General features: G+C 60.4%; 12 protein-coding genes. 7 read left to right on the top strand and 5 right to left on the bottom strand.

Annotation, left to right across the window (positions count from 1 at the left end; translation table 11 throughout):
* The first annotated feature begins 26 nt into the window (after nt 1-26).
* The gene (serB, locus tag HBN79_RS00840) at nt 27-1,241 is read left to right on the top strand and encodes a phosphoserine phosphatase SerB (protein ID WP_095000944.1); all 1,215 of its coding nucleotides are present in this window, start codon (nt 27-29) and stop codon (nt 1,239-1,241) included.
* Nucleotides 1,242-1,356: 115 nt separating this feature from the next.
* Here serB and asd read toward each other — a convergent pair whose 3' ends face one another.
* The 3 genes from asd to HBN79_RS00825 are packed head-to-tail and all read right to left on the bottom strand — an operon-like array spanning nt 1,357 to nt 4,635.
* Complete coding sequence (gene asd / locus HBN79_RS00835; protein WP_095017685.1) at nt 1,357-2,223, bottom strand: archaetidylserine decarboxylase; 867 nt, start codon at nt 2,221-2,223, stop codon at nt 1,357-1,359.
* 9 nt (nt 2,224-2,232) lie between these two features.
* On the bottom strand, nt 2,233-3,060 hold the full coding sequence (locus HBN79_RS00830) for a rhodanese-like domain-containing protein (RefSeq protein ID WP_095017684.1): 828 nt from the start codon (nt 3,058-3,060) through the stop codon (nt 2,233-2,235).
* Nucleotides 3,061-3,096: 36 nt separating this feature from the next.
* Nucleotides 3,097-4,635, bottom strand: a complete 1,539-nt coding sequence (locus tag HBN79_RS00825) for an HDOD domain-containing protein (protein ID WP_169916126.1) — start codon at nt 4,633-4,635, stop codon at nt 3,097-3,099.
* Nucleotides 4,636-4,787: 152 nt separating this feature from the next.
* On the opposite strand from HBN79_RS00825, the gene motA reads away from it, so the two are divergent.
* Entirely contained in the window at nt 4,788-5,639 is an 852-nt protein-coding gene (gene motA, locus HBN79_RS00820; protein ID WP_095000946.1) for a flagellar motor stator protein MotA, read from the top strand.
* A gap of 3 nt (nt 5,640-5,642) precedes the next feature.
* The gene (gene motB / locus HBN79_RS00815; RefSeq protein ID WP_095000947.1) at nt 5,643-6,629 is read left to right on the top strand and encodes a flagellar motor protein MotB; all 987 of its coding nucleotides are present in this window, start codon (nt 5,643-5,645) and stop codon (nt 6,627-6,629) included.
* A gap of 109 nt (nt 6,630-6,738) precedes the next feature.
* On the opposite strand, the gene rsgA is transcribed toward motB, so the two are convergent.
* Nucleotides 6,739-7,770, bottom strand: a complete 1,032-nt coding sequence (rsgA, locus tag HBN79_RS00810; RefSeq protein ID WP_095000948.1) for a small ribosomal subunit biogenesis GTPase RsgA — start codon at nt 7,768-7,770, stop codon at nt 6,739-6,741.
* 106 nt (nt 7,771-7,876) lie between these two features.
* Here rsgA and orn point away from each other — a divergent pair, with 106 nt between their 5' ends.
* Together orn and HBN79_RS00800 are read left to right on the top strand one after the other, a co-directional pair.
* Nucleotides 7,877-8,419, top strand: coding sequence for an oligoribonuclease (gene orn, locus HBN79_RS00805; RefSeq protein WP_086799078.1), 543 nt, complete (start codon nt 7,877-7,879; stop codon nt 8,417-8,419).
* Nucleotides 8,420-8,603: 184 nt separating this feature from the next.
* On the top strand, nt 8,604-9,215 hold the full coding sequence (locus HBN79_RS00800) for a trimeric intracellular cation channel family protein (protein ID WP_019826256.1): 612 nt from the start codon (nt 8,604-8,606) through the stop codon (nt 9,213-9,215).
* A gap of 23 nt (nt 9,216-9,238) precedes the next feature.
* On the opposite strand, the gene queG is transcribed toward HBN79_RS00800, so the two are convergent.
* A complete protein-coding gene (queG, locus tag HBN79_RS00795) occupies nt 9,239-10,306 on the bottom strand; it encodes a tRNA epoxyqueuosine(34) reductase QueG (RefSeq protein WP_095020195.1) in 1,068 nt (355 codons plus the stop codon).
* A gap of 62 nt (nt 10,307-10,368) precedes the next feature.
* On the opposite strand from queG, the gene HBN79_RS00790 reads away from it, so the two are divergent.
* Together HBN79_RS00790 and tsaE are read left to right on the top strand one after the other, a co-directional pair.
* Entirely contained in the window at nt 10,369-11,229 is an 861-nt protein-coding gene (locus HBN79_RS00790; protein ID WP_169916125.1) for an NAD(P)H-hydrate dehydratase, read from the top strand.
* Nucleotides 11,217-11,687: a tRNA (adenosine(37)-N6)-threonylcarbamoyltransferase complex ATPase subunit type 1 TsaE gene (gene tsaE / locus HBN79_RS00785; protein WP_016783300.1), complete on the top strand. Its 471-nt coding sequence runs from the start codon at nt 11,217-11,219 to the stop codon at nt 11,685-11,687. Before HBN79_RS00790 ends, tsaE begins: the two co-directional genes overlap by 13 nt.

The following is an 11,687-nucleotide window of genomic DNA, read 5'->3' as shown; positions in this document are numbered from 1 at the left end:
TTTTTTTTAGCGAATGGGGGTGTGCCTTGCGCGAAATCGTCCTGATAAACATCACAGGTGAGGACCGTCCGGGTCTCACTGCGGCCATTACCGGTGTACTGGCCAGCAATGGTGTGAATATTCTCGACATCGGTCAGGCCGCCATCCATGGCGTTTTGTCATTGGGTTTTCTGGTCGAAATTCCACAAGCCGAGCTGGTTTCGGCAGTGCTCAAGGACCTGCAGCCCTTAATCGCGAAGGAAGGTTTGCAGCTGCGTTTCGACCCGATCAGCGAAGAGCATTACCAGCGCTGGGTCCACGAACAAAGCCAGACCCGGCATGTGGTCACGCTGATGAGCCGCCAGGTGACCGCCCATGAGCTGCAGCGCGTGACATCGGTGATCAGCCAGCACGGTTTGAACATTGAGCAGACGGATCGCCTGTCCGGTCGCGTGCCGCTGGATGCGTCGACCGAGTCGAGCAAAAGCTGCATCGAGCTGCGTGTGTGTGGCGAGCCTGTGGATGTTGACGCGCTGCGTGCCGATTTCTTCAACCTGGCCCAGGAGCTGGGCGTGGATATCGCCCTGCAGGAAGACACCCTGTTCCGTCGCAATCGCCGCCTGGCGGTGTTCGACATGGACTCGACGCTGATCGAAGCTGAAGTGATCGACGAGCTGGCCAAGGCGGCAGGCGTGGGGGATCAAGTGGCGGCCATCACCGAGCGCGCGATGGCTGGCGAACTGGATTTCAAGGCCAGTTTCAAGGAGCGCATGGCGCTGCTCAAGGGCCTGGACGTGGGCGTGCTGGATGCCATCGGTGCTTCGTTGCGCCTGACCGAGGGCGCTGAAGTGCTGTTCGCCGAGCTCAAGCGTCTGGGTTACAAAACTGCGATCCTGTCAGGCGGTTTCACCTACTTTGCCAAACAAGTGCAGGCCAGACTGGGCATCGACTATGTCTTTGCCAACGAACTGGAAGTGGTGGACGGCAAGGTGACCGGTGTTGCGGTCGAACCGATTGTTGATGCCCAGCGCAAGGCAGATTTGCTGCGCGAACTGGCACAAAAGGAAGGCTTGAGCCTGGAGCAGACCATTGCGGTCGGTGATGGCGCCAATGATTTGCCGATGCTGGCGATTGCCGGGCTGGGTGTGGCATTCCGTGCCAAGCCGCTGGTCAAGAAATCGGCCAAGCACGCAATTTCGACTTTGGGCCTGGATGGCGTGCTGTACCTGCTCGGTCAGCGTGACCGTAACAGCCAGGGCTGAGCCCCCCTGTGAATGACCTGTGGGAGCGGGCTTGCCCGCGATTGCATCACCTCGGTGAATCAGATGCACCGAGTTGCCAGCATCGCGAGCAAGCCCGCTCCCACAGGGTTATGGGTTATTCGGCGTGCGCCGGTGCACCCATTTTCTGACCCATCATCACCGGCGTTCCTGCCGTCAGGCCTTCGGCCCATTTCACCTGATCCGCGCCAAACAGCACGATCGCCGTCGAACCCAGTTTGAAACGACCCAGCTCGGCACCTTTTTCCAGGTGGATCGGCGCACGGGCAGCTTCGTCGTAACGGAAGGTTTTCAGCTCGCGTTTCGGCGGTGTAACCAGACCGGCAAACACGGTTTCAATCGATGCCACGATCATGGCACCGACCAATACCACGGCCATCGGGCCGCGCTCGGTGTCAAAAATGCACACCGCACGTTCGTTGCGGGCAAACAGCTCCGGCACGTTTTCGGCGGTGGTCTGGTTGACCGAGAACAGGCGCCCCGGCACGTAGATCATTTCACGCAGGGTGCCCGCCAGTGGCATGTGCACGCGGTGGTAGTCCTTGGGCGACAGGTAGATGGTGGCAAATTCGCCGCCCATAAACTGGGCTGCTACTGCAGCATCGCCACCCACCAGCTCCAGCACGCTGTAGCTGTGGCCCTTGGCCTGGAACACGCGGCCGTGTTCGATCGGGCCCAGCTGGCTGACCGCGCCATCGGCAGGGCTTAGCACCGCACCCGGAGTTTGATCCAGCGGGCGGGCGCCGTCTTTCAGGGCGCGGGTAAAGAAGGCGTTGAAGTGCTCGTAGGCGGTCACGTCTTCAACCAGGGCCTGGGACATGTCTACCTGATAACGCTTGGCGAACCAGCTGGTGAACGCATTCTTGAACCAGCGTACGCGGCATTCGGCAATACAGCCGGCCAGGCGTGACAGCAGGTGATGCGGCAACAGGTACTGACTGAGGAGGAACAAACGCTTTTTCATTCAAGGTCCTTAATTTTTTACAGGTAGCTCGACGGGGGTGTCGGGGTGGTTGCCCCATTCGCCCCAGGAGCCGGCGTAGCCTTTGACGCGCGGGTAACCGAGCGCCTTGGCGACGAGATAGGTAAAGCCGGAACGGTGGTGGGTCTGGCAGTGGGTAATCACTTCTTTGTCTGGCGTGATGCCCAGATCCTTGAGGATCTGCGCCATGTCCGGGCGGATACGCAGGTTACGGGTTTTATCCATGCCGGTGGTCCACTCAAGATGCTTGGCCCCGGGGATATGCCCGCCCTTGGCCGCCAGCACTTTTTCGCCGCTGTATTCGGCGGCACTGCGTGCATCCCAGATCGCCAGGTCGGCGGCGCCCAGGCGGCTTTGCAGGTACTCGCGGGTGGCAGTAGGTTCATCGTGCAAGGTCAGCGCCACCGGGCCATTGACGGCGGCAGGCACGTCCTGACTGAGGGCATAGCCTTCGCCAATCCAGGCGTGAATGCCCCCGTCCAGATAGTGGTATGCCTTGTGCCCGATTACATCAAGCAGCCAGATAAACCGCCCGGCCCAGCCGCCGCCTTCGTCGTCATAGACCACATAGACCGCGTCGGGATTGTGCCCCAGCTCGCCGAACAGGGTTTCGAGTGACGCTTGCGACGGCAGCAGGCCGGGTGCCGGTGGCAAGCCCAGTTGCGTGCGTTTCGGGTCGACAAAACGGGCGCCCGGAATATGCCCGGCCTCGTAGCGTGCAACACTGGTCAGGTCAACCAGGATCAGTTCGGGTGCGTCGAGCCGGGCGAGCAGGTCGCCGGGCTCGATCACTAATGGCAAGCCAGAGAAGCCAGGCATAGGAAGCCTCCAGAGCAAAAAGGGGGGATTGTAGCGCTAGCGCCCGCGACTACTAAAGGTATTCAAGGCTTTCTCGATGCATTGGGCCGTTTTGCCAAAGGCTTGCACGCTGGTTTCGGAAAATGGCCCGCCGCCCTGGTCTGCCAGTATGAGCATGACCACGCGACCGTTATTGCTCAGCGAGCGTAGCAGCAGATGCTCGCCGGGGAACAGGCTGCGCAGGCTGTAGGGCAAGACTGCGGAGATCACCGCGTTGTTTTCGGGCGTCAGGCGCACTTGTGCAGGTTGCATCATCAGGCGTTGCAGCGCGGTGCTGTCACTGATGTTGACGGTCAGGTCGAAGGCGGTTCTGCCTAGGCCGGCAATCTGGTTGACGCTCAGGCTGGTCGAGGTCTTGTCGGGGGTGAGTATCATCACCCGGCGCATGCCGCACGCCTGCAAGGCTTCGCGGGCACAGGTGCTCAGATGCATCGGGTTGCTGAATGCGCTGGGTTGCTCCAGCAGCTGCCCGCAATGTTTGCGCCAGGCGACGAGTGCCTCGGCCGAGGGAAGCGGGGCTGCCTGCGAATTGTCCCCGTTGCGGCGTGAGTCCCACGGCCAGAGCAATGCCTGGGCCGGATGCCAAAGGTCGGGGCTGGAGTGATAGCGCGCGCTGCTCGCGGCCTGCTGGTGTGCCTGCTGCTGAACTTCGTCCAGGGGCATTTGCAGGTAAAGGCTGGTGACGTACTGCCAGCGCAGGTTGTGCGGTGTGTCCCAGCCCTGCTGGGCTGACAGCGCCAGGCAGTTGGCCAGCAACACACTGTTGGCAGGCTGGTTGAGCCAGCGCCGCAGGGCCGGGTCGGCGTCCAGCAGTTGTTGCTGACGCAGGGGGTGATGGGTGTCGCGGGCGATATGCAGCACCCTGACCAGGGTGCGGCGCTCTTCGGTGATCACCGTATAACCTTGCATCACCCACCCCGGCAGACGCCACAGCTCGGCCAGGCTGCGGCAGATATCAAACAGTGGCACACCAAAAAGCTGGCGCTCGACTTTACTGGCGCACTCATTGTGCCCGACCACCCGCCGTTCCCAGGTTTCGAGCAGCAGTGGGTGGGTCAGTGCCAGGGCCCATGGCGGTGACAGAAACAGCAAGCTGCTCCAGTAGATTTCCTGCCAGAGCCGCGCCAGGCGATTGCCGAACAGGCCAATGGCCTGTTGTGCGGCGTGCTGGCTGATCAGCTGGATTTGTCGGTAGGCCAGCGGGATATCCTCGATCGCCAGCGCCGGCACATGTTCGAGCAGCATCTGGGTGCGTTTGAGGCCCAGGCGGTTGATCGCCACTTCAAGGCTCTCGGCCGGCTCGCTCAGGCTGCTTTGGGCTTGCTGGTTGGCCTCGCGGATCAGTCTGAGGGCCAGCGCCGGGCTGTCCTGCATAACCTCGGCAATTTCGCGTAACGAGCGGCGACTGTCGTTGAGGGTCTTGAAGACCCGCGCATGGCTGGTTTGCGGGATCGGCAGATCGACGGCGTCCAGGTGTGCAACCCAGGCATCCAGGGTGGTGGGTGTTGATATCGGTGCGCGGGTTTCGTTGGCCATAATGAGGACGCGATGATCATCCAATCTGGGGGTCGAATGGCTTTTCGGCTCTACCGGCTATAGTCTGGCGCAGATTCGCCGATAAGGAGAAGAAGAGTTTTAGCTACGCTGGAATATGACCTTGAACCGACCCAAGAAGTACTTTTATATCTATGGCTAAAATTATCGGCATCATCGTCGTGTTCGCGAGTGTGCTCGGCGGATACGTACTTTCCCACGGCAAAATCGGGGCGCTGATCCAGCCGTTCGAGGTTTTGATCATCGGCGGTGCGGCCTTCGGTGCGTTCCTGCAAGCCAACCCCGGTTACATGACCATGCATGTGATCAAAAAATCACTGGGCATGTTCGGTTCGCGTTTCTCCCACGCTTTTTATCTTGAAGTGTTGGGCCTGGTTTACGAGATTCTCAACAAAAGTCGTCGCGAAGGCATGATGGCCATCGAGAGCGACATTGAAGACGCGGCCGCCAGCCCTATCTTCGCCAAATACCCCACTGTCCTTAAAGATGAGCGCATGACCGCGTTTATCTGCGATTACCTGCGCATCATGTCCTCGGGCAACATGGCCCCCCACGAGCTTGAGGGGTTGTTTGACATGGAGCTGTATAACCTCAAGGAAGAGCTGGAGCATCCTTCCCACGCCGTTACCGGTATCGCCGACGGCATGCCGGGTTTCGGTATCGTCGCCGCGGTACTGGGTATTGTGGTGACCATGGCCTCGCTGGGCGAAGGTGATCAGGCGGCCATCGGCATGCACGTTGGCGCCGCCCTGGTAGGTACCTTCTTCGGTATTTTGGCGGCCTATGGTTTCTTCGGTCCGTTGGCGACGTCTTTGGCTCACGATGCCAAGGAAGAACTCAACGTGTATGAATCGATCAAGGCCTCGCTGGTGGCTTCGGCCTCAGGCATGCCGCCGTCGCTGGCGGTCGAGTTTGGTCGCAAGGTCCTGTACCCCAAGCACCGGCCCAGTTTTTCCGAGCTGGAACAAGTGGTTCGTGGTCGCTGATTTATGGAAAACAACCAGCCCATAATCATCAAGCGCGTCAAGCGCTACGCCGCAGGCCATCACGGTGGCGCCTGGAAAATCGCCTTTGCCGACTTCGCCACGGCGATGATGGCGTTCTTTCTGGTGATGTGGCTGATGACGGCGGCCACGCCCGAGCAAAAGATCGCCATTGGTGGTTATTTCAAAGATCCGATCGGATTCAGCGAAAGCGGCACGCCCTACGTCATCGACCTGGGCGGCACTCCGGCCTTGGCGCCGGACAACACCCTCAACCCTGAAGAAAAACTGCAGCCCCAGCCCGACAAGATCAAGGTAGATGCCGAGCAGGTTGAAAGCATGGCCGAGCAGGTCGAGAAAGAGCGCCTCGAACTGCTGTTGCAGGAGTTGCAGAACAAGGTCGAAGAAAACCCGCAGCTGCGCAAGTTCAAGGATCAGTTGCTGTTTGAAATCACCCCGGACGGCCTGCGTATCCAGATCATGGATGCCGCAAACCGGCCGATGTTTGATGTGGGCAGTGCACGGCTCAAACCGTACTTCGAAGATATTTTGCTGGCCATGGCCGACACCATCAAGGCAGTACCCAACAAGGTCAGTATCAGCGGCCACACCGATGCCATGCCTTATGCGGGGGGTGGTGATTACGGCAATTGGGAGTTGTCGGCCAACCGTGCCAATGCAGCGCGGCGTGCGCTGGTGGCGGGCAGCTACCCGGAAGGGCAGATTGCGCGGGTGGTGGGTTATGCCTCGTCAGTGCTGTTCGACACGGCTAACCCCAATAATCCGGTCAACCGTCGTATCGACATTGTGGTGCTGAACAAAAAGGCCCAGCAGGCGATTGAAGGCGAGCAGGGTGCGGAGTCAGTCAAGCCCCAGGAACTGCCCAAGGCGCCAGTTGACCCGATCAAGCTGCCCGCCGACAAACAGCCACTGCCGATGCATGAAGAACGGCAGAAGCTGAATCTGTTTGACGATCCGCCGCCCTCACCCTAACCCTCTCCCAGAGGGAGAGGGGACTGAGCGCACGCGGCTTCAAGAACACTGACAATTTGCCCCCTCTCCCTCCGGGAGAGGGCTGGGGTGAGGGGGCTTCTGGCCTGAATCAGTAACTCGACTCAGGCAAGCTGGCAATGATCGAGCGATAGCTGTTCATGCGCTGTTGCTGCACGCGGCCATCTTCCAGGGCCATCAGCAATGCACAGCCCGGCTCGCGGTCATGCTTGCAGTCGCGGAAGCGGCAACGGCCGATCAGGTCGTTGAACTCGATAAACCCCGCCTCGACATCGGCACGGCTGACGTGGCCCAGGCCGAACTCACGAATACCCGGGGAGTCGATCAGATCGCCGCCGCCCGGGAAGTGGAACAAGCGCGCCGTGGTCGTGGTGTGCGTACCCTGGCCGGAAATCTCCGAGAGCGGCCCGACCCGAAGGTTGACCTCAGGCAGCAGGCTGTTGACCAGGGACGACTTGCCAACGCCCGACTGACCCACAAACACACTGATATGGCCGTCCAGTTGCGCTTGCAACTGCTGCATGCCATCGCCGTGATGGGCCGACACTTCCAGCACCGGATAACCCAGTTGACGATAAACCCCCAGCAACGCATTCAGCGCCGGTGCGTTCTGCTCGTCGATCAGGTCAGCCTTGTTGAGCAGCAACAGCGGGCGAATCCCGGCGTGCTCGGCGGCGACGAGATAGCGGTCGATCAGGTTGGCGTGCGGCTCGGGCATGGGCGCGAACACAATCACGATCATGTCGACGTTGGCTGCAACCGGCTTGAGCTGACCACGGCTGTCCGGGCGGCATAGCTCGGTCTTGCGCGGCAACTGGGCGACGATAACGCCGATGCCCTGATTGCCGGCGCGCCACACAACCGTGTCACCGGTTACCAGAGCGGGCAGGTTGGCGCGCAGGTGGCAACGGAACATCTGGCCTTTGAGCTCACCTTCCTGGGCTTCGACTTCGACCTGCACACCAAAGTGCGCGATCACCAGGCCAAGTTGCTCGGGGCCTAAATCGCCGCCTTCAAGCGCTTCGACGGCACTGGATTCGCGTTTGGCGGCGCGGGCAGCGCGCTCGCCCTGGATCTTTTCGATGCGCCAATTCTGACGACGGTTGAGCTGGCGTTTGGCCATGGGTGTTCCGTGTTGATAAAACGATAAGAAGGGTAAAACGCCGGGGAGTTTAGCACGAGGGCCGCGTGCCTAAGCTAAACTGCGCACCTAAGCACTGGAGGCCATTATGCAAAACGCGCAGAACCTGATCTGGATCGACCTGGAAATGACCGGTCTGGACCCTGACAACGACGTCATTATTGAAATGGCCACCATCGTTACCGACAGCAACCTCAATACCCTGGCTGAAGGCCCGGTCATCGCCATCCACCATAGTGATGCCGTGCTGGCGCGCATGGACGAGTGGAATACCCGTACTCATGGCGGCAGCGGCCTGACCCAGCGGGTCAAGGACAGCACCACCACTATGGCCGAAGCCGAAGCGCAGACCATCGCTTTCCTTGAACAGTGGGTACCCAAAGGCAAATCGCCGATCTGCGGCAACAGCATCTGCCAGGACCGCCGCTTCCTGTACACCCACATGAAAGCCCTGGAGAGCTACTTTCACTACCGCAACCTGGACGTTTCGACGCTCAAGGAACTGGTTGCACGCTGGGCGCCGGAAGTACGCGACAGCCTGGTGAAAAAGGGTACGCATCTGGCGCTGGACGACATTCGCGAGTCGATTGCCGAGCTGCAACACTACCGCAAGCATTTCATCAAATTCTAAGCTGCCGTTGATCCCCCTGTGGCAGCGGGCTTGCTCGCGATGCAAGCGACTCGGTACATCTACCGAACCGCAGCGAAGCCGTCGCGAGCAAGCCCGCTCCCACAAAGAACAGTATTTGTTGCCCGCTTTTGGTGCCAATGCCAACTGAGAGTAGACTGCGCGCCTTCTTGCAAGGATCGCTGCCATGTTGCTGATGCTTTATTTAGTTGCCATTACTGCCGAAGCCATGACCGGCGCGCTGTCTGCCGGGCGTCGGGGCATGGACTGGTTCGGCGTGGTGCTGATTGCCTGCGTCACCGCGCTAGGCGGCGGTTCGGTGCGTGACGTCCTGTTGGGGCACTACCCGCTGACCTGGGTCAAACACCCGGAATACCTGGTACTGACCACGTTCGCTGCATTGGTGACGATCTTTATCGCGCCCTTGATGCGTCATCTGCGCTCGCTGTTTCTGGTGCTTGATGCCCTGGGGCTGGTAGCGTTTACCCTGATCGGCTGCATGACCGCGCTGGAGATGGGTCAGGGCATGCTGGTGGCTTCGGTGAGCGGAGTGATTACCGGGGTCTTCGGCGGCATCCTTCGTGACATCTTCTGCAATGACATTCCGTTGATCTTCCGTCGCGAGCTGTATGCCAGCGTTTCGTTTGCTGCGGCGTGGTGTTTCTTGTTGTGTACTTATCTGGAAATGCCCAACGAACAGGCGATTTTCGTCACCTTGTTCGGCGGGCTGCTGCTGCGTTTGCTGGCGATCCGCTTTAACTGGGAAATGCCCAAGTTCGTTTATAACGACGAGCATTAAGCAGCTGTGGCAGCGGGTTTGGTTCAGGCCCGCTTGGCGTGTTGTGTCAGCGCCCACTCCACATGCTCGCGCACCAGCTCCGACGGGTAATCACGCCGCGCATTCAGGGCTTCCAGCACCGGGATCGTCGACGGCGCATTGCCCAGACCTACCGCCAGGTTGCGCAGCCAGCGTTCGTACCCGGCCCGGCGCAGCGGCGAGCCTTCGGTGCTGCTCAGGAATGTGTCTTCATCCCACATAAACAGCTCGGCCAAGCCGGCATTGTCCAGGTTATGCCGTGGCTTGAAGTCCCCTTCTGCGGTGGTGCGGGCAAAACGGTTCCAGGGGCAGACGATCTGGCAGTCATCGCAACCGAATACCCGGTTGCCGATCATCGAGCGCAATTCTTCAGGGATCGCGGTTTTCAGCTCGATGGTCAGGTACGAAATGCATTTGCGCGCATCCAGCACATAAGGCCCGACAAAGGCATTGGTGGGGCAGATGTCCAGGCAGGCGGTGCAGCGCCCGCAGTGTTCGGTTTCGTGGGGGGCGTCGACCGGTAGCGGTAAATCGACAAACAGCTCGCTCAGGAAGAAGTAGCTGCCCGCCTTGCGATTGAGCACCAGGGTGTTCTTGCCGATCCAGCCCAGACCCGCCTGTTGCGCGATGGCCTTTTCCAGTACCGGGGCGCTGTCGACAAAGGCGCGGAAGCCAAACGGGCCAATGTCCTTCTGGATGCGGTCGGCCAGTTGTTGCACGCGCTTGCGGATCAGCTTGTGATAATCGCGGCCCAGGGCATAACGTGAAACGTAGGCTTTTTCCGGTTGGGCCAGCAGCTGCGCCATATGAGTGTCACCGGGCAGGTAGTCCATGCGCAGGGAAATCACGCGCACTGTGCCGGGCACCAGCTCTTGCGGGTGTGAACGCTTGCTGCCGTGGGCGGCCATGTAGTCCATGTCGCCGTGGTAGCCGGCTTCCAGCCAGCGTTGCAGATGGTGTTCGTGTTCTCCCAGGTCGAGGCCGGCAATGGCGACTTGTTGAAAGCCCAACTCGCGGCCCCATTCCTTGATGGACCGGGCGAGAGCGGGGAGGTCGGCAGTAATAGCAGGCATGGGACAAGAGAAACCGGAGCTGAGATGCGTATAATTCTGCCAGACATCGGAGCCAAACACGCATGCCGCAGACCAAACACCTGTTAGCCGACCCCCAAGCCCTTAGTGCAGATAATCTGGCGCCACTACCTCGCCGAGCCCCGAGCGCCCATAAAGGCCAGTTCGGGCATGTGCTGCTGGTGGGTGGCGATCGCGGATTTGGCGGCTCGATTACCCTCAGCGCCCAGGCTGCACTACGCTGTGGCGCTGGCCTGGTATCACTGGCCACGCGCCCCGAACACGTGCCTGCTGCGCTGGTGCGGGTGCCCGAGGTGATGGTGCTCGGCGTATCGTCGGCCAACCAGTTGATGGGCGTACTGGCGCAGGCTTCGGTGGTCGTGGTGGGACCGGGTTTGGGGCAGGCGCCCTGGGGGCGCAGTCTGTTGTCGGCCGCGGCACAGGCAAAAATGCCGCAGGTGTGGGATGCCGATGCGCTTAATTTGTTGTCCAACGCAGTCATCACGCTGGCACCAGGGTCGGTGATGACCCCGCACCCGGGTGAAGTCGCACGCTTGCTGGGTATCAGCACCGGGCAGGTACAGGCCGATCGACCGGCTGCGGCCAGGGCGTTGGTTAAAAAATACTCAGCAGTGTGCGTCCTTAAAGGTGCAGGCAGTCTGATTGCAGGGCTCAATGGCGAGTTGGCCATTTGCAGTCACGGCCATCCGGCAATGGCTACGGCCGGTCTTGGGGATGTGCTGGCAGGCGTGATCGGCGCGCTGCTGGCTCAGGGGTTGGGCGCTTATGACGCCGCATGCCTGGCGGTGTGGCTGCATGCCCGCGCCGGTGAGCAACAAGGACAATTGGGCCGTGGGCTGGCGGCCAGTGATTTGATTCCAGCCATTCGTCAGTTGTTGGAGGAACACGCACCGTGCACGAAATAACACTGCAACTGGCCGACGAAGAGGCCATGACCGCATTTGGCGCGCGCCTGGCCACTGTCACTCAAGGTCACGGCCTGATTTTTCTCGACGGCGACCTGGGTATGGGTAAAACCACCCTGTCACGTGGCCTGATTCGCGGCCTTGGTCACACGGGTTCGGTCAAAAGCCCGACCTTCACATTGGTCGAGCCCTACGAGATTGGCGATATTCGAGCCTTCCACTTTGACCTGTATCGGCTGGTCGACCCGGAAGAGCTGGAATATATGGGGATTCGCGATTATTTCGACGAAGACGCCCTATGCTTGATCGAGTGGCCCGATAAAGGTGCAGGCTTTTTGCCAAAGCCTGACCTGACCATTACCATTAGGCCGCATAACACCGGGCGTTTGCTGACGCTGACGCCCCAAGGTTCTCGTGGCGAGTCTTGGTGTGCCGCATTGGCGCCGGAATACAAATAA

Source organism: Pseudomonas sp. WS 5051, from assembly GCF_012985715.1.
GTDB classification, from domain to species: Bacteria; Pseudomonadota; Gammaproteobacteria; order Pseudomonadales; family Pseudomonadaceae; genus Aquipseudomonas; species Aquipseudomonas bubulae.
Note: the sequence above shows the minus strand (reverse complement) of the source record. Positions and strands in the feature narration are given on the sequence as shown.

What these genes read in the sequence shown, in the direction of transcription:
- asd (WP_095017685.1), bottom strand. Translation starts at nt 2,223, where the DNA reads ATGAAAAAGCGTTTGTTCCTCCTCAGTCAGTACCTGTTGCCGCATCAC.
- HBN79_RS00830 (WP_095017684.1), bottom strand. Translation starts at nt 3,060, where the DNA reads ATGCCTGGCTTCTCTGGCTTGCCATTAGTGATCGAGCCCGGCGACCTG.
- HBN79_RS00825 (WP_169916126.1), bottom strand. Translation starts at nt 4,635, where the DNA reads ATGGCCAACGAAACCCGCGCACCGATATCAACACCCACCACCCTGGAT.
- motA (WP_095000946.1), top strand. Translation starts at nt 4,788, where the DNA reads ATGGCTAAAATTATCGGCATCATCGTCGTGTTCGCGAGTGTGCTCGGC.
- motB (WP_095000947.1), top strand. Translation starts at nt 5,643, where the DNA reads ATGGAAAACAACCAGCCCATAATCATCAAGCGCGTCAAGCGCTACGCC.
- rsgA (WP_095000948.1), bottom strand. Translation starts at nt 7,770, where the DNA reads ATGGCCAAACGCCAGCTCAACCGTCGTCAGAATTGGCGCATCGAAAAG.
- orn (WP_086799078.1), top strand. Translation starts at nt 7,877, where the DNA reads ATGCAAAACGCGCAGAACCTGATCTGGATCGACCTGGAAATGACCGGT.
- HBN79_RS00800 (WP_019826256.1), top strand. Translation starts at nt 8,604, where the DNA reads ATGTTGCTGATGCTTTATTTAGTTGCCATTACTGCCGAAGCCATGACC.
- queG (WP_095020195.1), bottom strand. Translation starts at nt 10,306, where the DNA reads ATGCCTGCTATTACTGCCGACCTCCCCGCTCTCGCCCGGTCCATCAAG.
- HBN79_RS00790 (WP_169916125.1), top strand. Translation starts at nt 10,369, where the DNA reads ATGCCGCAGACCAAACACCTGTTAGCCGACCCCCAAGCCCTTAGTGCA.